The 20340-nt window shown below is 71.9% G+C and carries 20 protein-coding genes; 11 read left to right on the plus strand and 9 right to left on the minus strand.

The window, feature by feature from the left end; translation table 11 throughout:
• Positions 1-156 precede the first annotated feature (156 nt).
• Positions 157-1857, plus strand: coding sequence for a RelA/SpoT family protein (locus Q8791_RS10705; protein WP_330091484.1), 1701 nt, complete (start codon positions 157-159; stop codon positions 1855-1857).
• A 273-nt stretch (positions 1858-2130) separates the two neighbouring features.
• Positions 2131-2469, plus strand: a complete 339-nt coding sequence (locus tag Q8791_RS10710; protein WP_330091485.1) for a hypothetical protein — start codon at positions 2131-2133, stop codon at positions 2467-2469.
• A 137-nt stretch (positions 2470-2606) separates the two neighbouring features.
• Here the strand turns inward: Q8791_RS10710 and Q8791_RS10715 are convergent, their stop codons facing one another.
• Together Q8791_RS10715 and Q8791_RS10720 are read right to left on the minus strand one after the other, a co-directional pair.
• A complete protein-coding gene (locus Q8791_RS10715) occupies positions 2607-3881 on the minus strand; it encodes an MFS transporter (protein ID WP_330091486.1) in 1275 nt (424 codons plus the stop codon).
• Between the two features lie 174 nt (positions 3882-4055).
• Entirely contained in the window at positions 4056-4517 is a 462-nt protein-coding gene (locus Q8791_RS10720; protein WP_330091487.1) for a MarR family winged helix-turn-helix transcriptional regulator, read from the minus strand.
• A 312-nt stretch (positions 4518-4829) separates the two neighbouring features.
• Here Q8791_RS10720 and Q8791_RS10725 point away from each other — a divergent pair, with 312 nt between their 5' ends.
• The gene (locus Q8791_RS10725; protein ID WP_330091488.1) at positions 4830-5597 is read left to right on the plus strand and encodes an enoyl-CoA hydratase/isomerase family protein; all 768 of its coding nucleotides are present in this window, start codon (positions 4830-4832) and stop codon (positions 5595-5597) included.
• Between the two features lie 38 nt (positions 5598-5635).
• A complete protein-coding gene (locus Q8791_RS10730; protein WP_330091489.1) occupies positions 5636-6136 on the plus strand; it encodes a metallophosphoesterase family protein in 501 nt (166 codons plus the stop codon).
• 243 nt (positions 6137-6379) lie between these two features.
• Here the strand turns inward: Q8791_RS10730 and Q8791_RS10735 are convergent, their stop codons facing one another.
• Together Q8791_RS10735 and Q8791_RS10740 are read right to left on the minus strand one after the other, a co-directional pair.
• Positions 6380-6898, minus strand: a complete 519-nt coding sequence (locus tag Q8791_RS10735; RefSeq protein WP_330091490.1) for a DinB family protein — start codon at positions 6896-6898, stop codon at positions 6380-6382.
• A 406-nt stretch (positions 6899-7304) separates the two neighbouring features.
• Positions 7305-7763 (minus strand): DUF1801 domain-containing protein, encoded by a 459-nt coding sequence (locus Q8791_RS10740; protein WP_330091491.1) that lies wholly within the window; start codon positions 7761-7763, stop codon positions 7305-7307.
• Positions 7764-7885: 122 nt separating this feature from the next.
• Here Q8791_RS10740 and Q8791_RS10745 point away from each other — a divergent pair, with 122 nt between their 5' ends.
• Positions 7886-8320 (plus strand): helix-turn-helix transcriptional regulator, encoded by a 435-nt coding sequence (locus tag Q8791_RS10745; RefSeq protein ID WP_330091492.1) that lies wholly within the window; start codon positions 7886-7888, stop codon positions 8318-8320.
• A 20-nt stretch (positions 8321-8340) separates the two neighbouring features.
• Positions 8341-8751, plus strand: coding sequence for a VOC family protein (locus Q8791_RS10750; protein ID WP_330091493.1), 411 nt, complete (start codon positions 8341-8343; stop codon positions 8749-8751).
• 100 nt (positions 8752-8851) lie between these two features.
• Here the strand turns inward: Q8791_RS10750 and Q8791_RS10755 are convergent, their stop codons facing one another.
• Positions 8852-10648 (minus strand): acyl-CoA dehydrogenase, encoded by a 1797-nt coding sequence (locus Q8791_RS10755; RefSeq protein WP_330091494.1) that lies wholly within the window; start codon positions 10646-10648, stop codon positions 8852-8854.
• Between the two features lie 133 nt (positions 10649-10781).
• Between Q8791_RS10755 and aroQ the strand changes: the two genes are divergently transcribed.
• A complete protein-coding gene (gene aroQ, locus Q8791_RS10760; protein WP_330091495.1) occupies positions 10782-11246 on the plus strand; it encodes a type II 3-dehydroquinate dehydratase in 465 nt (154 codons plus the stop codon).
• A gap of 253 nt (positions 11247-11499) precedes the next feature.
• On the opposite strand, the gene Q8791_RS10765 is transcribed toward aroQ, so the two are convergent.
• Entirely contained in the window at positions 11500-12135 is a 636-nt protein-coding gene (locus Q8791_RS10765; RefSeq protein ID WP_330091496.1) for a histidine phosphatase family protein, read from the minus strand.
• 391 nt (positions 12136-12526) lie between these two features.
• Between Q8791_RS10765 and map the strand changes: the two genes are divergently transcribed.
• The gene (map, locus tag Q8791_RS10770) at positions 12527-13309 is read left to right on the plus strand and encodes a type I methionyl aminopeptidase (protein ID WP_330091497.1); all 783 of its coding nucleotides are present in this window, start codon (positions 12527-12529) and stop codon (positions 13307-13309) included.
• 124 nt (positions 13310-13433) lie between these two features.
• Here map and Q8791_RS10775 read toward each other — a convergent pair whose 3' ends face one another.
• Both Q8791_RS10775 and Q8791_RS10780 read right to left on the minus strand, forming a co-directional pair.
• Positions 13434-14009 (minus strand): YciI family protein, encoded by a 576-nt coding sequence (locus Q8791_RS10775; protein ID WP_330091498.1) that lies wholly within the window; start codon positions 14007-14009, stop codon positions 13434-13436.
• A 219-nt stretch (positions 14010-14228) separates the two neighbouring features.
• Positions 14229-16550 (minus strand): FdhF/YdeP family oxidoreductase, encoded by a 2322-nt coding sequence (locus Q8791_RS10780; RefSeq protein ID WP_330091499.1) that lies wholly within the window; start codon positions 16548-16550, stop codon positions 14229-14231.
• Between the two features lie 279 nt (positions 16551-16829).
• Here Q8791_RS10780 and Q8791_RS31830 point away from each other — a divergent pair, with 279 nt between their 5' ends.
• Both Q8791_RS31830 and Q8791_RS10785 read left to right on the plus strand, forming a co-directional pair.
• Positions 16830-17087 (plus strand): CGNR zinc finger domain-containing protein, encoded by a 258-nt coding sequence (locus Q8791_RS31830; RefSeq protein WP_407941983.1) that lies wholly within the window; start codon positions 16830-16832, stop codon positions 17085-17087.
• 371 nt (positions 17088-17458) lie between these two features.
• On the plus strand, positions 17459-18154 hold the full coding sequence (locus Q8791_RS10785; RefSeq protein WP_330091500.1) for a tectonin domain-containing protein: 696 nt from the start codon (positions 17459-17461) through the stop codon (positions 18152-18154).
• 133 nt (positions 18155-18287) lie between these two features.
• Here the strand turns inward: Q8791_RS10785 and Q8791_RS10790 are convergent, their stop codons facing one another.
• Positions 18288-18797 carry a lamin tail domain-containing protein gene (locus Q8791_RS10790; RefSeq protein ID WP_330091501.1) on the minus strand — a complete coding sequence of 170 codons (510 nt, stop codon included), beginning with the start codon at positions 18795-18797 and terminating at the stop codon, positions 18288-18290.
• 477 nt (positions 18798-19274) lie between these two features.
• Between Q8791_RS10790 and Q8791_RS10795 the strand changes: the two genes are divergently transcribed.
• Positions 19275-20249, plus strand: a complete 975-nt coding sequence (locus Q8791_RS10795) for an arsenic resistance protein (RefSeq protein ID WP_330091502.1) — start codon at positions 19275-19277, stop codon at positions 20247-20249.
• Positions 20250-20340: the final 91 nt, after the last annotated feature.

Genomic DNA, 20340 nt, shown 5'->3' on the forward strand with positions numbered 1-20340 from the left:
TACCGACTTTCGTCGGTGGGGTCCGCGATCCGGCCGGCTCCGACCCGTCGGGCGCCGGCCCCTGCGAGGACCTTGCCCCTTCCCATCGTGTGGTGGGGCGCCTGATCGTAGAATCGGGTGATCCCGCAGGATGTCCGAACGTGAGGGGTCCCATCCATGGCCGTGTCCACCGATCTGACGGCTTCCTCCGAGTGGTGGCGAGGCCTGACCGCGGCCATGGCCACCCGGCGCCCCCTGCCCAGGGTGCAGCCGTTGGTCAAGGAACATCTGCGCTGGTACCCCAAGGCGGACGTCGCGCTGCTCAGCCGTGCCTACGCGGTCGCCGACCACCTGCACCGCGAGCAGAAGCGCAAGAGCGGCGAACCGTTCATCATCCACCCGCTCGCGGTCGCCACGATCCTCGCGGAGATGGGGCTGGACACCGCCACCCTGGTCGCCGCGCTCCTGCACGACACCGTGGAGGACACCCCCTTCAGCCTCGCCCACCTGGCGGCCGAGTTCGGCTCCGAGGTCGGGATCATGGTGGACGGTGTCACCAAGGTCGACCAGTCCATGTACGGCAGTGCCGCCGCGGGGGAGACGTTCCGCAAGATGGTCGTCGCCGCCAAGGACGACCTGCGGGTGCTCCTCATCAAGCTCGCGGACCGGGTCCACAACCTCAGGACCCTCCAGTTCCAGCCGCCGCACAAACGGATCAAGATCGCCCGGGGCACCCGAGAGCTGCTGATCCCGCTGGCCGAGAGGCTGGGCGTGTACCAGCTCAAACGCGAGCTGGAGGACCTGTGTTTCGAGTACCTGGAGACGGAGGACTTCGCGCGCGTGCGGGAGCGCACCGACGAGATACGCCGCTCCCACCAGTACGAGATCGACTCCCTGCGCGTGAGCCTGCGGGACGTGCTCCACGCCTTCCGGGTCAAGGCGGAGGTCGTGGTGCGCGAACGGCACCTGTACTCCGTGTACACCTCCGGTCTGCGCTCGGGGACGCAGGTGGGACCGATGGCCACGGTCAGGTTCGTGGTCGTGGTGCGCGGCGGGGAGCAGAACGCCTACCTGGCCCTGGGCGCGGTCCACGGGAGGTGGCGCCCGGTGCCGAGACGGTTCCGCGACTTCATCGCCACCCCCAAGTACAACCTGTACAAGGCGCTGCACACCACCGTCGTCACCGAGTCCGGGCGCCAGGTCCAGATCATCATCTGCGACCCCCACGCCCGTGAGGTGTCGGAGTTCGGGATCATCGCGCAGATCCGCCAGGAGACCTCGAAGGACGGCCGCCTCCTCCAGGGGCGCACGCGTGCCGACCCCGAGTGGCTGACCCGGCTGCTCGGCTGGCAGGAGCAGGCCAGCGCCGAGGACCTGCTCACGGGTGCGCGCACCGACCTGGCCGACACGATCACGGTGCTGACCGGCGAGGGCCGGGTGCTCACCCTCCCCGAGGGGGCGACCCCCGTGGACGTGGCCTACGCCCTGGGGGAGGAGACCGGGAACCACTTCTCCGCGGCCACGATCGGCGGTCGCCTCGCCGGACCCGCGGCCAGGGTGCGCGAGGGCGACACGGTGCGGATCGTCACCACCGACGAGCCCGCCCCCGACCAGGGGTGGCTGGACTCGGTCAGGACGGGTGAGGCGCGGGTGGGCATCACCGCCTGGCACCGCGTCCGCGCCCGCGAACGCGCCTCCGAGGCCGGGCGCGCAAAACTCTCCGACCTGCTGGGACAGGACAGGCTGGTGGAGGCGGAGGGCGCCGGAAAGCTCATCGGGGTCGCCCGGCGCATGGGCCACCCCGACATGGAGGACCTCTACGCAGCGCTGGGCGAAGGGCGACGCGATCCCGGGGAAGTCTCCGACCACCTGTCCTGAGGGCCGCCGCAGAGGAGAGCCGTCGGGCGGGGCGGCGGTGATGCCGGGCACGGGTCCCCGGTCCCGGCGGGGAGTGTGACGGCCGCGGCGGACGTGCCACGGCGAGAATCCGAGGGCCCCGCGACCGTCGTCCGTGTGCCGGCCGGCGTGCTGGTTCGACCCCCGCGGCACCGTGCCGAGGGAGTGGGGGAGCGCCCCGTCCTCGGCGGTAGGACGCGACACGCCGGTCTCCCACGTCCCCCGTGATGCGGGCGGGCATCGCAGGATGTACTCATGGAAAGCACGCAAGACGAAGTTCAGGGCAGGGGATACGAGGATGGTGACGACCCCATCCAGGTGAGTCTGGTCGGTGGGCCGCGTGCCTGGTCCGGTCTGGTGATGGAGGACGTGTTCACCCGCGACGAGATTCTCGGAGTGCCGTGGGAGGACCTGGGCGCGGACCTGGTTCTTCCGGGCGACGTGCGCCCCGATCCGCCGGTGGCCCGCTACCGGCCCCGCGCCGAGGCGGCACGGTGGGTGTGGCACTTCACGGGATGGGAGCCCCCCGAGGCGGACCCGACGGCCGAGGTCCAGCCGACGCAGCGCACCCGGGAGAACGCCCTCCCCCAGTGAGGGCGGCACACCGCGGCTGCTCGGTGGCGCACAGGCTCCGACGGGCCCGACCGGACCCTCCGGTCGGGCCCGTCGGCGTTCCGGGACCGGCTCCTCGGCTCAGGAGGCGGTGGCGCGGGTCCGGGCGACCGGACGGATCACTGGCCGAGCGTGATGGCCTGGGCCTCCACCTCGACCGGCTCGGGTCCGTCGTCGACCCTGCGCAGCGCCCGGCGTCCGAGGAGGACGATCGCCGCCGCCACGACGACCGACCCCGCGGCCGCGTACATCGGGGCGCCCGGGGACAGCGCGGCGGCCAGAGCCGAGGCCGCGGGGGGAGCGGCTGCTCCGCCGAGGAAGCGGATCGCCGAGTAGGACGACGACGCCACCGGCCGGGGAAGGTCGCTGGCCTCCATCACGGACTCCGTGAGCACCGTGTTGAGCACCCCCAGCAGGAGTCCGCCCAGCACGACGCAGGTGATCAGGCCCGCCGTGGAGGAGATGAGGGCGCCCGCGGCGACCAGGTCGGCGGCCAGCAGGAGCAGGGTGGTCCACAGCACGCCCGTGCGGCGCCACCGCCTGGTCAGGACGGGTGCGACGAAGACCGAGGTGACGGCGACCGCCAGCCCCCAGCCGAAGAAGGTGAACCCCAGCCCCATCTCGTCCAGGCCCAGGGGGAAGGGCGTGTACGCCAGCAGCGCGAAGAAGCCGATGTTGTAGAACAGCGCGGTGAACGCCAGCACGAGGATGGCGGGTTCGCGCAGCGCCGTGAACGGGGCCGACAGCGGGACCGGTGCGGTCCTCTCGATGGTGTCGCTGCGCAGCAGGGTGGCGATGGTGACGAACCCGACCGCCATGAGCACGGCGGTGCCGAAGAACGGCCCGCGCCAGCTGACGCTGCCGAGCAGCCCGCCCATCAGCGGTCCGGTGGCGATGCCCAGCCCCAGCGAGGCCTCGTAGAGGACGATCGCGGAGGAGGAGCCGCCGCTGGCCGCGCCGACGATGGTGGCCAGGGCGGTGGAGATGAAGAAGGCGTTCCCGAGCCCCCATCCCGCGCGGAAGCCGATGACGGACTCGACGTTCCCGCCGGCTCCGGCGGCTGCCGCGAAGACCACGATCAGCGCCAGGCCGAGCAGGAGGGTGCGCTTGGCCCCGATCCGGCTCGACACCCAGCTGGTCACGAGCATGGCCAGGCCGGTGACGAGCAGATAGCTCGTGAACAGCAGGGACGTCTGGGTCTGGGTGGCCTCCAGGCTGCGGGAGATCGCGGGCAGGATCGGATCGACCAGGCCGATGCCCATGAAGGCGATGACGGAGGCGAACGCCACCGCCCACACCGCGCGGGGCTGCCGGAGGATCGACCCCGCCGGCGGGGGTGGTGCGTCCCCCGGCTCGTACGGGGTGGTGCGCTGGTTGTCGGTCTCCGCCACCATGCGTCGGAACTCCTGTCGGTTGTCGGTGGGGAGGACGGCGGCCGGTGCGGTCGGGGTCCTCGAGAGGATTCGTATAGGTAACCTATGTTAACGCTCGAAGATTCCCGGACGCACCGGAACGGCGCCGGCGAGGAGGGCGGAAGAGGGGTGCGGACCTGCGGGAAGACGCCCCGCTCAGGCCTCGCCCCGCCGCAACCGGCCGTCCAGGAGCCGCACCGAGTCCCCGAGCAGGTGCCGCTCGTGCTCGGACAGGTCGGTGAACAGCGGGGTCAGCGCGGCGCCGATCCGGGACCGCCAGTCGTCCAGCGCGGCCTCTCCCGCGTCGGTCAGCTCGTGGAGGTTGGCCCGCCCGTCGTCGGGGTCGGGGCGGCGCTCGACGTACCCCGAGGAGAGCAGGGACTCCACGATCACCGTCATGGTGGGCTGGCGGACCCGGCAGTGTTCGGCCAGCACCCCCAGGCGCAGCGGGCCCTTCTCCCGGAGGACGCTGAGCGCGCGCCAGGTCGCGGGCGAGGTGCGCTCGCCGGTCGCGTGCGCGGCATAGCGTGCGAGACGGTTGCTGATGTTGATCAGGCGGACCAGCAGCTCGGAGACATCGTCGTCCTCGCGGCCCTCATGGTCCTCGTTGTTGCTCACGCGGTCAGGCTAGTCGCCACGGGCCCCGGTGCTGCCACGGTGGCGCGGGCACGCCCGTGCGGTGCCCGGGACCGGTTCCCGGCCGCGGACCAGGACGCGCGCTCCTGGGCTGCCGGAGCAGGACGGCCGACCGGTCCGCGGGGAGGGTGAAGTGCGCCCGCGCCGCGCCCGGCGCCGCCGGCGGGGAGCGCCGGTCCGGCCCGGCCGACGGGAACGGGGCGCCCGAATGGTAGAACTACCGCGTACACGGGGCGAGCAGGCCGGTCGACGCGGCCGGACACGCCCCGCACCGACCGCCCCCGGGAGGGCACCGTGAGTGACGACCTGTCCGTGAGCGTGGAGGGCCACGTCGGCGTCCTGGAGTTCCGGCGCCCGCCCAACAACCACTTCGACCTGACGCTCCTCCGCGACCTCGCGGACGCCGCCGCCGAGCTGGAGAGCGCACGCGGCTGCCGAGCCATCGTCCTGTGCTCCGAGGGCAGACACTTCTGCGCCGGTGTGGACTTCGGAGGCGAAGGGGTCGGCCCCGACCCGGACACCTCGCTGAGGGCCATCTACGCCGAGGGACTGCGCCTGTTCTCCGTCCCCGTTCCCGTGGTCGCCGCGGTGCAGGGCGCGGCCGTCGGGGGCGGCCTCGGGGTGGCGTGCGCCGCCGACTTCCGTGTCGCCGCGCCCTCGACACGGTTCCACGCCAACTTCGGTGCGCTCGGCATCCACCAGGGGTTCGGCCTCAGCGCCTCCCTGCCCCGGATCATCGGCGCGCAGGGCGCCGCCGAGATGCTGTACACCGCTCGGCGGGTCACCGGCGAGAAGGCCCTCGCCCTCGGCCTGGCGGACCGGCTGGTCGAGGACGGGAAGGTGCGGGAGGCCGCCGTCGCCTACGCGCACGAGATCGCCGCCAACGCCCCGCTGGCCGTGCGGTCGATGAGGCAGACCCTGCGCTCGGGCTACGTGGACGAGGTCCGTGCCGCCATGGAGCGCGAGGTCACCGAGCAGACGCGGCTGCTGGCGACCAGCGACAGCGAGGCCGGTATCGAGGCGTCCCTGGCGCGGGCCGCGCCCGTCTTCACCGGAAAGTAGGCCCCGCCCCGCGGAGCGGACGGCTACCCTGGCGTGCCATGCGCCTGCTCATCATCTCCGACACCCACCTGCCCAGACGCGCCCGTGACCTGCCCGCGCAGGTCTGGGCGCAGGTCGAGCGGGCCGACGCGGTGATCCACGCGGGGGACTGGTGCGTCCCCGACGCGCTGGACGCCCTGCAGGCGCGCGCCGCGAGGGTCGTGGGCGTCTACGGCAACAACGACGGCCGCGAGCTGCGCGAGCGCCTGCCCGAGGTGGCGCGGGAGACCCTCGGCGGTGTCCGGTTCGCGGTCGTCCACGAGACAGGGCAGGCGACGGGGCGGGAGAAGCGGTGCGCCGAGCGCTTCCCCGACACGGACGTCCTCGTCTTCGGGCACTCGCACATCCCCTGGGACACGCGCGCGGACAGCGGACTGCGGCTGCTCAACCCGGGGTCGCCCACGGACCGCCGGCGCCAGCCGCACCACACCTACATGACGGCCGAGGCCGCCGAAAGGATCCTGTCCGACGTCCGGCTGCACCGCATCGACCCCGCCTGAGCCGGGACGGCGCGGTCCCGGGCGGCCGTCGTGCCGGGCCGCCCGGACCGCGTGATCCTAGGGCGTGTTCTGTGGATACTTTCGGTTGACTCGGCGCTTGCGCCGATCGACGCGAGCGGCTTCCAGACCATCTCTCGCAAGACGGGTAGCGCAGGTCAGCCCGGGTTCGGCTGTCCGAGCGCAGTCGGTGCGGCGAGAGGCAGCCCGGGGGACGCGAGCCCGGAACGATCCGCGGAACTCGGCCTAGTTCTCGGTGGCGCGGAGCAGGCGCAGCTGCCCGATCTCGGCGGCGTTCTTCATCAGCTCGGCGTTGACCCAGGCCGCCGTGTGCGCGACGGTCAGGCCGGAGTCGGGCGGCCACGGGAAGGAGGCGGGCGCGTCCAGGCCGTCGGCCGTCAGCCCGTCCAGCACCTCCAGCCACTCCGAGCGCAGGCCGCGCAGCCACGCGACCGCCTCGTCCGCGCCGGGCCAGACGACCTCCTCCCGCTCACGCGGGGCATGCCCTCGCAGGTGGTCGAGGGTCACCGACCACCACCAGCCGATGTGCCAGGTGACCCACGCGACGGTGGGGACGGGCACGGGGTCGGGCTCGGTGTCCGCCCAGTCCGGGACCCACACGCCCTCCTCCTGCCAGACGGTCCAGCAGAGGGGGCCGGGCTCCCAGAGGAAGTCGCCGGGTTCCAGACGCTCCAGGTGGTATTCGAACAACGACCAGGTGAGGTCGAACTGCCAGCGCAGCAGTTCGCGGGGTGTGTCGGGCATGGGGACACCCTGGCACAGGGGTCCCTCCGGGCCGAAACCCTTTTCCGCGGTCGGCCCGGTGGCGGGACCGGAGCCCCCGGGAGGTCCGTGCGCCCGGGCACCGCCCGCCCGACCGCCGACCCGCACCGACCTCGCGCGGAGGACCTGGAATGCCCGCTCGGGACACCGAGAGCCACATGGTGGATGCTGTGGGTAGTTGCCGGGGTGGAGTATCAGCGGGCCCATCCGGGGCCCGGGCCTGCCCGCCCAGGCCACCAGACCCCCCGGAGGCGCCGAGGAGGTATCCCCTCCCCCCGAGGCGTCTCCGGGGCCCCTCCGGCTCCGTCGCCACCACCCCGCGACCGTCGGGGACGGGGGCCGCACCGCCGCGGAGCTCGGACTCCACCCCGCGGGGGTGTGATGGGCCTCAGCCGACGGCCTGCCTGACCAGCGCGGCCATCGCCTCCTCGGCCTTCTCGGTCAGTCCGGACACGGCGTACGAGGTCGGCCACAGGCCGCCGGGATCGTCGAGGTTCGCCTCGGTGGTGAACCCGAACGAGGAGTAGCGCTCCCTGTCCGCCTGCCCGCTGCGGAAGAAGCAGACCACCTTCCCCTTCCGGGCATAGGCCGGCTGCCCGTACCAGAGCTTCGGCGCCAGCTCCGGGGCGTTGGCCGTGACGATGGCGTGGATGCGTTCGGCCACCGCGCGGTCGGGCTCCTCCATCTCGGCGATCTTCGCCAGCACGTCGAGTTCGGCTGCGGCGGCCTTGGTGCCACGGCCCGACTCCTTCCTCAGCTCCGCCGCGCGCGCCTTCATGGCGGCACGCTCCTGCTCGGAGAAACCCTGCGACTTCCCGGTGCCCCTGCCCGCGGCGTCCGTGCCCATGGTCGGCATCCTCCTGCTCGTGACCGGTGTTGATGTGCTCGTCACGCTAGCCCCGCCGGGACGCGCGGAGCTTCTCGATTCCTGACCGACACCCCCCGGCGCGGCGTGGGATGATGGCGCCTATGGCCGACAGGGGTGCGGAGAAGCAGAGGTTGCGCGACATCGCCGTCATCCGCCGTGTCCGCGACCGGATCGACCGCGAGTACGCCGAGCCGCTCAACCTCGAGGCCCTGGCCCGCGGGGCGCACATGTCGGCCGGGCACCTGAGCAGGGAGTTCCGCCGCATCTACGGTGAGTCGCCGTACTCGTACCTGATGACGCGGCGGATCGAACGGGCGATGACGCTGCTGCGCCGCGGAGACCTCAGCGTCACCGAGGTCTGCTTCGCGGTGGGCTCCTCCTCGCTGGGGACGTTCAGCACGCGGTTCACCGAGCTGGTCGGCGTGCCCCCGAGCGTCTACCGCCGCGACCACTCCCAGGCGGCGGCGGGTATCCCGCCGTGTCTTGCCAAACAGGTGACCAGACCGGTCAGGAATCAAGAAGCGCGCACCCCGTAGCCGTGCCTAGCGTGAGGGGCATGAACCTCACCATCCACTACGCCTTCCTGCCGCACACCGACCCCGAGGCCGCCCTGGCCTTCTACCGCGACGTCCTCGGGTTCGAGGTCCGCAACGACGTCGGCTACGAGGACATGCGCTGGATCACCGTCGGGCCGGTCGGACAGCCCGGAACCTCCATCGTCCTGCACCCGCCGGCCGCCGACCCCGGCGTGACCGAGGACGAGCGCCGCACCGTCCTGGAGCTGATCGCCAAGGGCTCCTACGGCGCGATCACCCTGGCCACCGACGACCTCGACGGCCTCTTCCAGCGCCTGGAGGCCGCGGACGCCGATGTGGTCCAGGAGCCCATCGACCAGGGCTACGGGGTCCGCGACTGCGCCTTCCGCGACCCGGCCGGCAACCTCATCCGCATCAACCAGCTCCCCTGAACGCGTCCGTGAGGACCCCGCCCGGGGCCGACCAGGCCCGCCCGGGCCGGAGGACACCGGCCCGGGCGCCCCGTCAGCCGTCGTCAGGGGTGACGCGGCCCTACAGGACGTCCGGCGAGACGTCCAGGACGGTGCGGTCGCGGGACGCCACCAGGTCGAACTGCGGCCCCGTGCGGGGCAGCTCGTGGCGGAAGAAGTACGCCGCCGCCGCGCGCTTGCCCTCGTAGAACCCGCCGGAGCGCCCGTGCGCGGCCACCAGCTGCTCCAGCCACAGCCACGCCACCACCACGTGTCCCACCGCCTCCAGGTAGGGGGTGGCGTTGGCCAGGGCGACCGCCGGGTCGCCCTCCGACCAGGCGGAGGCCGCCGTCTCCGCCGTCCGCACCAGGGCCTTCGACAACAGGTCCGCGTACTCGGCCTCCGGCCCGCCCAGCCCCCGGGCGCGGTCCGCGGTCCGCTGCGCGGTCTCCACCAGGAGCGCCAGCCGGGCCCCGCCGTCCTGCACGGCCTTGCGCCCCAGCAGGTCCAGGGCCTGGATGCCGTGGGTGCCCTCGTGGATCGGGTTGAGCCGGTTGTCCCGGTAGTGCTGCTCCACGTCGTACTCGCGCGTGTACCCGTACCCGCCGTGCACCTGGATGGCCAGGCTGTTGGCCTCCACGCACCACTGCGAGGGCCAGCTCTTGGCGATCGGCGTCAGGACGTCCAGGAGCAGGTTCGCGCGCTCGCGCTCCGCCGCGTCGTCGGCGCTCGCCGCCTCGTCCACCAGCCTCGCGCAGTACAGCACCAGGGCGAGGGCGCCCTCCACGTAGCTCTTCTGCGCGAGCAGCATCCGCCGCACGTCGGTGTGCCCGATGATCGGCACCTGCGGCCGGGCCGGGTCCTTGTCGCCGAGGGGGCGCCCCTGGAGCCGCTCGCGCGCGTAGGCCAGCGACTTCAGGTAGCCGGTGTAGCCGACGGCGGTCGCACCGGCGCCGACGCCGATCCGGGCGCCGTTCATCATGTGGAACATGTACCGGAGGCCCTGGTGGGGCTCGCCCACCAGGTAGCCGACCGCACCGGGACGGCCGCCGGGGGTGTGCTTGCCCTCGCCGAAGTTGAGCAGGGCGTTGACGGTGCCCCGGTACCCCATCTTGTGGTTGAGCCCGGCGGGGACGACGTCGTTGCGCTCGCCGATCGACCCGTCCGCCTCCACCAGGTACTTGGGGACGACGAACAGGGAGATGCCCTTGACCCCGGGAGGGCCGCCGGGGAGCTTGGCGAGCACCAGGTGCACGATGTTCTCGGTCAGCTCGTGGTCGCCGCCCGAGATCCACATCTTGTTGCCGAAGACCCGGTAGCCGCCCTCGCCGTCCTCCTCGGCGCGGGTGGTGATGTCGGCCAGGGAGCTGCCCGCCTGGGGTTCGGACAGGCACATGGTGCCGGTGAAGCGCCCCTCCACCATCGGGAGCACCCACGTGTCGACCTGCTCGGGACTGCCGTGCGCCAGGAGCAGACGGGCGTTGCCGGAGGTGAGGAAGGGGTAGGCGGAGGTGCCCAGGTTGGCGGCCTGGAAGTAGGCGCCGCACGCGCTGGACACGACCTGCGGGATCTGCGCGCCGCCCACGGAGGAGGGCATGCCGGCGGCGCCCAGGCCCGTCTCGGCGTAGACCTCCAGCGCCTTGCGCACCTCGGGGATGACGTGGACGCGCTCGCCGTCGAAGCGGGGCTCGTTGGCGTCGTTGGCCTTGTTGTGCGGGGCGAAGTGGTCGGTGGCCACACGCTCGGCCAGCTCCAGCGCGGCGTCGAAGGTCTCGCGCGAGTGGTCGGAGTAGCGGGGGCGCGCGGTGAGGGCCTCGGTGTCGAGCCACTCGTAGAGCAGGAAGTGCAGATCACGCGCGGACAGCAGGGTGGACTCCACGGTCGCCTCCTCAAGATCTTTAACCGACTGGTCGGTATGCTATCCGTTCTTTGAGTGTCCTCCGTGACCGGGGTCACGGGGGTGTCCTGGGGCCTAGGCTGGTGGCGACCGACCCCAGAAGGAGCCCTGGCCCATGCCCGCTGCCGCCGAACCGTCCCGCACCGTCCTGCTGCTCAACGGCCCCAACCTCAACCTGTTGGGCACCCGCGACCCCGAGCAGTACGGCACCGTCACCCTCGACGAGGTCGAGCGGCGGGTGGTGTCCCTCGGCGTCGAACTGGGGGTGGAGGTGGTGTGCGCGCAGAGCAACAGCGAGGGCGTGATGGTGGACCGGATCCACGCCGCCCGGCACTGGGCGGGCGTGGTGCTCAACCCCGGCGCCTACGCCCACTACGGCATCGCCCTGCGGGACGCCATCGACGCGGTGGAGGCGCCCGTGGTGGAGGTGCACATCTCCAACATCTACGCGCGCGAGGAGTTCCGGCACACGTCGGTGACCGCGCCCGTGGCGGCCGGGTACGTGGCGGGATGCGGGGTGTTCGGCTACGAACTCGCCCTGCGCGCGGTGCTCCGGCGCGACGCCGAGCGCCGCGCCTGAGATCCCGGCTCGCGGAGCCCCGGTCGCGGGCGGGCGGTGTCCCGCCCTCGGCCCCGGCCGCCGGGAAGAAAGACCCCAGAGACTCTCCGTGGCGTGCGACCCGCGCCCGAGGTACGCGCCCCCTCCGCGGGGGGCGTCGGCTGCGCCGCAGGGGGGCGGACGGGCCCTGTCGAGAGGGAACCGCCCGACGTGGAAGCTGATCGGCGCCACCCGCAAGATGGCGCCGACCAGCCTGGGGCCATTGTGCCCCACGTCAGCGGTAGGTCATCAACCCGGGGCCGCCCTGTTCCAGATGGGCGTGGTCGTTGAAGGACAGCACCTGGGTGCCGCCGCGCCCGTGCAGCAGCTTGCTCACCGAGCCGTTGACCACCACCCGGTTCATCGCCAGGAACCCGGCGGGGGAGGCGCCCAGCAGCGTCGAGCACACCGTCGCGACCACCCCTGCCGAGGTGAACACCAACGCCGTCTCGCCTCGCCCCAGGCCCGAGACCAGGTCGGACAGTGCGGAGCGCACCCCGCCCCGGAATTCCTCCCAGGTGCCCGGTCCGCTGTCCCCGGACCCGATCCACGAGGTCAGGGCCGCGTCCAGGCGGTCCTGGAGGGAGCCCTCGCCGACGGGACGGGCGTGTAGAAGGCCCAGGTGGTCGTACTCGTCCCACCGGGGGTCGGTGGCCGGCTCGGCGCCGATGCCCGCCTCGGCGAGGACGGCCGCCGCCGTCTGCCGCTGCCTGCGCAGCGCGCCCGTGGCGACCGTTCCGACCCGCAGGCCGCGCCGCTTGAGCTCGGCGCCGAGCAGTCGGGCCTGCTCGTAGCCGGTGGGGCTCAACTCGTCGTAGTCCTCGGCCTCCGGTGAGGCCTTCCCGTGGCGGATGAGGTAGATAGCTGGCATCGCACCAGGGTACGAACGGGCCCCGGACCGTCCGGCGCCGGGGTCCGAGTAACATACCGTCCGGTCGGTTCGGGTGTTCTCCGTGGTGGCGACCGGGGTTCGCGAGCAGTCCCCTCCTCTCCCCGATGTCTTCGGTTCGGCCATGGCAGGGGGCTGGTGCGGTCGACCGCTCGCGTGAGGCGCGGTCGGGGCAGGGTCGTTCGGCGCGCCCGGGCCGGGCGGTCCTGACCCGCGTCGCGCCGAGCGCCCTCTTCGGGGGACGTGACGAGATGCCGAGGCGATGTCCGTGCTCGGCCTCCGTCGGTGCGGGCGGCGCTCCGACTGTGATCGCCGCTCCAGAACCGGTATAGTATGGCCGGTATAGTTATTCGTTGCATGAGAAGGGCGTCGCATGATCGAGATCCTGAAACCCACCGAACTGGCCCGAGCCAAGGACACGGGCGCCCTGGTCGCCGACATCCTGCAGACTCTGAAGAGCCGTAGCGCGGTCGGCACGAACCTCCTGGACATCGATCGGTGGGCCAAGGCCATGATCATCGAGGCCGGAGCGGAGTCCTGCTACGTCGACTACGAGCCGTCCTTCGGGCGCGGGCCGTTCGGCCACTACATCTGCACGGCCGTCAACGACGCCGTGCTCCACGGACTGCCCCACGACTACACGCTCGCCGACGGCGATCTGCTCTCACTCGACCTCGCCGTCTCCCTCGGAGGAGTCGCCGCGGACTCCGCCATCAGCTTCGTCGTGGGCGCGTCGGAGCCTCCGGCGAGCGTCGCGATGATCAGGGCGACCGAGCGCGCTCTGAGCGCGGGGATCGCCGCCGCCCGACCCGGGGCCCGCATCGGCGACATCTCCCATGCCATCGGCTCGGTCCTCCGCGGGGCGGGCTACCCGATCAACATCGAGTACGGCGGCCACGGGATCGGAACGACGATGCACCAGGACCCGCACGTCGCGAACACCGGACAGCCCGGCCGCGGGTACAAACTGCGCCCTGGGCTCATGCTCGCACTGGAGCCGTGGGTCATGGAGGACACCGCCGAGCTCGTCACCGATGCCGACGGGTGGACGCTCCGCAGTGCGACGGGCTGCCGGACGGCACACAGCGAGCACACGATCGCCATCACCGACGACGGAGCCGAGATCCTCACCCTGCCGAAGCAGGCGCGCCACTGAGGTCGGAGCCGGGCCGCGGCGCCACGGTCGGGCGGGTGCCTCCGGACGACGGGAGCGCCCACGGGCCTGCCGGAGCCGGCCAGGCGCCCACCACGCGACCGGCCGACGCCCCGGACCGGGAGACCTAGTTGCGCCCGCCGCGGGACCAGCGCTGTGCGGCCAGCGCGGCCGGGGCGTCCGCGAGCCGATCCGCGAACGGCCGCACGACCTCCGCCGCCTCGTCCGGCAGGGCCCGCACGGCCGCGATCATTCCGGTCGTGTGGGTCCCGCCGTCGTCGACGAGGAGTGCCGCGAAGAGCAGGCGGCCACCGGGGCCGGTGTCCGACGGCAGCGGGTCGGACCCGCCCTCGGACCGGGGCCTCGGGGGCCACGCGCCGGTGACCAGCGAGTGGGGCGCATCCGCCTCGTCGGTGTCCCGCCCGCGGTCGAACAGCACGACCGCGCGGACGGCCGTGTACCCCGCGTAGAGCCCGGCCGACCAGTAGGGCTCCTCGGTCGCGAACCGCTCCGCGGCGGCGCGGTCGGGGACCTCGACCACGTGGATGCTCCCCGTGTGCTCCTCACCGTCATCGGTCAGGGTGGGGCCCCGCAGGACGAACCGGTCCTCGAACCGGTCCATGTAGGACCAGTGCTCCTCCGCGAGGTCGTACAGTTCGGACCCCAGCCCGGGGCGGTCCTCGGCGTGCACGTGAAACAACATGGGCGAAAGATACCGTTTCGCCCCCCGGGTGGCGTGCCGGGGGTAGCTCGGACCGCCCGCGTCGACGACGCCGAGGACCGGGTACCCCCGCCCGGTGGGCGCGGGACCAACCGGCTCGAACGCCGACGGACGGTGGCCCCGCGCCACGACAGGATCTCCCGCCGGTACGGGGTCGCCGTCCGCGGTCACCGGGGATCGGATCCGAACCCCGGCCGGACCCTAGGAGCCGATCGCCCCGGAGTCCGGCTCGAAGCGCACCACCACCGACTTCGACGTCGGGGTGTTGCTCACCTCCGCCGTGGAGTCCAGCGGGACCAGCACGTTCGTCTCCGGGAAGTAGGACGCCGCGCAGCCGCGCGCCGTCGGGTAGTGCACCACCCGGAAGTGCGCCGCGCGCCGCTCCCGCCCGTCCCGCCACTCACCCACGATGTCGGTGTACGCGCCGTCCTCCAGCCCCAGCTCGCGGGCGTCCTCCGGGTTGACCAGCACGACCCGGCGGCCGTCGGTGATGCCCCGGTACCGGTCGTCGAGGCCGTACACCGTGGTGTTGTACTGGTCGTGCGAGCGCAGCGTCTGCAGCAGCAGCCGCCCCTCCGGCACCTCCGGCGCGTACGTGCCGTTCACCGTGAAGTTCGCCAGCCCCGTCGCGGTGGGGAAGCGACGGTCGTCGCGCGGAGCGTGCGGCAGGGTGAACCCGGCGGGCTTGCGAGCCCGGGCGTTGAAGTCCTCGAACCCCGGCACGACCGCCTCCACGTGATCGCGCACCCGGTCGTAGTCGAACAGCTCCGACCACGCGACCGGCTCCTCGCCCAGCACCCGCCGGCCCAGGTCGCAGATGATGTCGACCTCCGAGCGCATGCCCTCCGACAGCGGCGGCAGCACCCCGTGCGAGGCGTGCACCTTGCCCATGGAGTCCTCCACCGTCACCCAGCGGGCCTCGCCGTCGCGCAGGTCGCGGTCCGTGCGCGCGAGTGCGGGCAGGATCAGCGCCCGCGCCCCCGTCACCACGTGCGACCGGTTCAGCTTGGTCGACACGTGCACCGTCAGGCCCACACGCCGCATCGCGTCCTCGGTGACGAGGGTGTCGGGCGTGGCCGCCACGAAGTTGCCGCCCATCGCGAAGAAGACCCGCACCTCGCCGCGTCCCATCGCATGGATGGCGTTGACGGTGTCGTGGCCGTGCTCGCGCGGGGGCTCGAAGCCGAACTCGGCGCCCAGGGCGTCCAGGAACTCGTCGGAGGGGCGCTCGAAGATCCCCATCGTCCGGTCGCCCTGCACGTTGGAGTGGCCGCGCACCGGGCACACGCCAGCACCGGGGCGTCCGACGTTGCCGCGCAGCAGCAGGAAGTTGACGACCTCGCGGATGGTCGGCACCGAGTGCTTGTGCTGCGTCAGGCCCATCGCCCAGCACACGATGATCCGCTCGGACCCGGTGACCATCGCGGTGATCTGCTCGACGAGCTCCCGCTCCAGGCCGGTGGCCCGCTCGACCCTGGGCCAGAACTCGTCGTCCGGTTCGGCCAGCAGGTCCTTGGAGAACTCCTCGAACCCGTGCGTGTGCGTGGCGATGAACTCCCGGTCCAGGACCTCCTCACCGCGCTCGTGGGCCTGCAGCAGCAGCCTGTTGACCGCGGAGAACAGGGTGAGGTCGCCACCCAGGCGGATCTGCGCGAACAGGTCGGTGAGCTCCGTGCCCCGCCCGAGCAGGCCGCCCACGTTCTGCGGGTTGCGGAACTCGCGCATGCCCGCCTCGGGCAGCGGGTTGACCGTGATGATCCGGGTGCCGGAGCGCTTGGCCTTCTCCAGGGCGGAGAGCATCCGCGGGTGGTTGGTGCCGGGGTTCTGACCGGCGACGATGATCAGGTCGGCCTTCTTCAGGTCGTCCAGGGAGACGCTGCCCTTGCCCACCCCCAGCGTCTCGGTGAGCGCGGAGCCGGACGACTCGTGGCACATGTTGGAGCAGTCCGGCATGTTGTTCGTGCCGAGCTCACGGGCGAAGAGCTGGTAGCAGAACGCCGCCTCGTTGCTGGTGCGGCCGGAGGTGTAGAACACGGCCTCGTCGGGCGAGGACAGCGCCCGCAGGTCCTCGGCGACCAGGTCCAGAGCCCGGTCCCAGCTCACCGGCTCGTAGTGGGTGGCGCCCTCGGCCAGGTACATCGGCTGGGCCAGCCGGCCCTGCTGCCCGAGCCAGTAGCCGGAGCGCTCGGCCAGCTCGGCGACCGGGTGCGCGGCGAAGAACTCGGCGGTCAGCGACTGGGAGGTCGCCTCCTCCGCGACGGCCTTCGCGCCGTTCTCGCAGAACTCCGCGGTGTGCCGCTTGTCTCCCTCGGGCCAGGCGCAGCCCGGGCAGTCGAAGCCGCGTTTCTGGTTGATGGCGAGCATCGCGGGCAGTCCGCGGCGGACGCCGGCGTGCTCCCCGACCTGACGGACGCTGCTGAGCACCGCGGGGAGACCCGCCGCGCTGGTCTTGGGCGGGCCCACCTTGGGGGAGTCCTGGGCGGGATCGTGCTGTGCGGAGTTCTGGTGCTTCACACTTCGCATTGTGGCATCGCGAACCCGCGCACCGTGACGCCGGGGGAGCGGAGCGGCCGGTCACCGGGGGTCGGGCACCGCCGCCAGGGCCTCCCGGGCGACCACGCGGACGAAGAGGACGGCCGCCGGCGGGCCACGACACCGAAGACGCCGCACGCCGCCCGCATCCCCGCGAACTCCGCGAGGAGTCCGACCGGGCCGGCTCCCGACGGCATCGCGCCCCAACCGAACAGCCGTGCGGCGGAACCGTAGCGTCCCGGCATGCCGGGCCCGACGACCCGCCGGCCGATGGTGCGGCTGAAGTCCTGTGCCGAGCACACCTGCCGTGAGGTCTTCTGGGACGGCTCCAAGAACCGGAGCCGCCGTGGACGCGGGAGCGTCGTGCGGGGCTTCGCGGCCGGGGCCGCCACGGAATTCGACGGTGGCCCCCGGCGGGACCAACCCGAGAAGTGGAATGCCCGGAATGGAACTCGGCGGTGCGGTTGTCTTTCCTTATGCCTTGGCTGTCATGACATGACAGGATATTTTCCTTTTCTGTCATGCTGATATGTTTGCCATGTCCCTATCATGGATTATTTTCGCCGGACGTGGCTTTCGTGGTATTGGCCGGATCGGGCCCGAAGGGGTTGCGGATATCCACCTTCGGGCATCTCGGTGGAAGCGACGATCCCAGGCCGGGGCGGGGTAGACCTCCCAGTCCCCATCGGAGGGCTGTGGAACACCGGAGTGCCGGGTCACACAATGACCCAGGGGCCGGAAAGAAAACGGACTCAGGTGGCCGATTTCCAGGATGGTGAGAACCCCCGTGTCCTCGCCGCAGTCCTGTCCCCGGGCTCCCGGTCGTCCCCCGGATGGTCGCACTGCTCAATGCCCTCAGTAACTCGTCGCAACATTCCAAGCGAACAGAGATGAGTGTCATGGCTCACTGGAAGAACATCAGCGGTGGTCTGTCGAGGATCTCCGCGGGGTCCCGGAGCAACGTGTGGGGCGTCAACGCCGGTAACGCCATTTATCGCTTCACCAACGACGACGCCACCCCCTGGGTCAACATTCCGGGTGGGTTGACCGACATCAGTGCGGCTGCGGACGGCACGGTCTGGGGTGTCAACGCCAACAACCAGATCTACCGCTACACCGGAGACCAGGGGTCGTCGCACTGGAAGGGCATTTCCGGTGGTCTGTCGAGGATCTCGGCAGGGTCCCGGAGCAACGTGTGGGGGGTCAACTCCGCGGGTGCCATCTATCGGTTCACCAATGACGACGCCAATCCCTGGGTCAACATTCCGGGTGGGTTGACCGACATCAGTGCGGCTGCGGACGGCACGGTCTGGGGTGTCAACGCCAACAACCAGATCTACCGTTACACCGGAGACCAGGGGTCGTCGCACTGGAAGGGCATTTCCGGTGGTCTGTCGAGGATCTCGGTGGGGTCGCGGAGCAACGTGTGGGGGGTCAACTCCGCGGGTGCCATCTATCGGTTCACCAATGACGACGCCAATCCCTGGGTCAACATTCCCGGAGTCCTGAAGGAGATCACCGCGGCAGCGGACGGCAACGTCTGGGGCGTCAACGCCGACGGCGCCATCTTCCGCTACACCGGCGACCAGCCCTAGGGCACACCCGCACGCGCGAAGGTCCCCCGCGACGAGTGGTCGCGGGGGACCTGTGGTCCACCACTGCGGCCGGGCCCGCCCGGGAGAACCCGGGCGGGCCCTCACTCCCGGTGGGAGGCCGACCCCTCCCGGGTCAGCAGCGGTAGGTGGTGCCGTTGGCGGCCTTGCCCCAGTTGCAGGTGCTGATGGACCCGGACGAGGAGTTGTTGTCCGCGCTGCCGGGCTTCTTCAGACGCAGGTCGGGGCTGCGGCCGGTGCCGTCGTTGGGCAGCACGTGGCGCGCGTAGCCGCGGTAGATCTGGTGGTTGCCGCCGGCGTCGCGGCGGTTCGTGCCGCTGCCGGTGCGCACGTAGGCCACGGCCCCCGCGGGCAGGTTGTACGAGGGCAGCACCCGGCCGTACGTGTTGCTCGTGATGTCGGGGACGTACCCGCGCAGGTTCACCGGGCGGGTCGTCACGTTCTTGATGATGAAGTACTCGCCGTTCAGATTGCTCTTGGTGTCCGTCCCGGCCGAGTTGGGGCGCACGTGGGTCACCATCAGCGCACCGGACGTGGAGGCGGCCTGCGCGGGAGCCGACAGCAGGGACAGGGCGGTGACGGCTGCCGCGGCGATGGCGAAGGCGCGCAAGGCGGGTCGTGGCATGGGCTCTCCAGGGGCGAGGTCTGTTGGAAGCGTCATCGTGGCAGGAGCCAGATCCTGAATGAGGTGTTTTCGCAGGTTGTGGCCAAGGTTGGCCAACGTGTGCACCTATGTGGCGGTAGCGCGTCACCGCGTGGGACGGGAGTCCGGCCCCGGGGCGGGTCTCGGAGCTCTCGAAGGCAGCGGTGGAGGCTTGCCACCGGTTCCCACACGTCACCGCCCTCGGAGTGCGCGAAGCGGTGACCGTCCGCGCCCCGCGGCGGGCCGTAGGGGGCGGGTGTGACGCGGACCGAGTGACCGTCGAGTCGACTCGACGGCCTACCGTGTGTGCATGGTGGTGCACGGACCCGCGCAACGGCTTCCGTCGGCGGGTGCACCTGCACGTACCTCCACCCCGACCACCGACCCGAACCCGGCAGCCCCGCCGGGCGGGAGGCCCGTCTGCCGGGAGCCCTCGCCCCCGTCAAGGAGAACCGACCGATGCCGATGATCGAACGCCTCCAGAGCCTGTTCGTGGCCCTGGCCGCTCTGATCGGTCTCGGCGCCGGACTGCTGCTGCCGATCGGTCCGACGGCCGAGCACGTGGTGCTGCCCGCCCTGCTGGTGATGCTCACCGCCGTGTTCGTGCAGATGGACGCCGCCCACGTGGGGGAGGCGCGGAGCGCCAAGTCCCTGGTGGTCACCAGCCTGCTGTTGAACTTCGTGTTCACCCCGGCCCTGGCCTGGGCCCTGGGGGCCGGTCTGCTCGGGGGTGAACCGGACCTGCGCATCGGCCTGCTCCTGCTGCTGGTGACCCCCTGCACGGACTGGTACCTGGTCTTCACCGCCATGGCGCGCGGGCACACCGGCATCGCCGCCGCGCTGCTGCCGGTCAACCTCGTCCTCCAACTCGCCCTGCTGCCGGTGTACGTGCTGCTGCTGGGCGGTCGGGCGGCGATGGTCGACGCGGGCACCCTGGCCGAGTCGGTCCTGCTCGTGCTGGTCGTTCCGCTGGCCGCGGCCCTGCTGCTGAGGTGGGCCTCGGCCCGCTTCAAGGGCGTCGCCTGGCGGGAGCGGTTCGTCACCGGTCCGGCCGGGCGCCTGGTGCTGCCGCTGCTTTACCTGGCGGTGCTGGCGATGTTCGCCTGGCAGGCCCGCACGGTCCTGGACCACGCCGCCGACCTGCTGGCACTGCTGCCGCCCCTGGCGGTCTTCTTCGTCCTGCTGCCCCTGCTCTCGGTCGGCCTGTCGCGGCTGCTGCGCCTGCCCGCGGACCAGTCGGTGACCCTGACCATGGTGACCACCGCCCGCAACTCGCCCATCGCACTGGCGATCGCGGTCGCGGCCTTCCCCGACCGGCCCCTGATCGCGGTCGCCCTCGTGGCTGGACCGCTCCTGGAGCTGCCGGTGCTGGCCCTGCTCGCCCAGTGGGTACGGGTCCGCTCACCGCGGGCGGAACCGTCCGCCCGGGGGTGAACCCCCGTTCCGCGGAAACTCGGGTCCACCGCCGGCTGATCACGTACCGAGAAGGCTCCACCCGTCGGGTGGAGCCTTCTCGCGCTCGAAG

Source organism: Nocardiopsis codii, from assembly GCF_036327455.1.
GTDB classification, from domain to species: domain Bacteria; phylum Actinomycetota; class Actinomycetes; order Streptosporangiales; family Streptosporangiaceae; genus Nocardiopsis; species Nocardiopsis codii.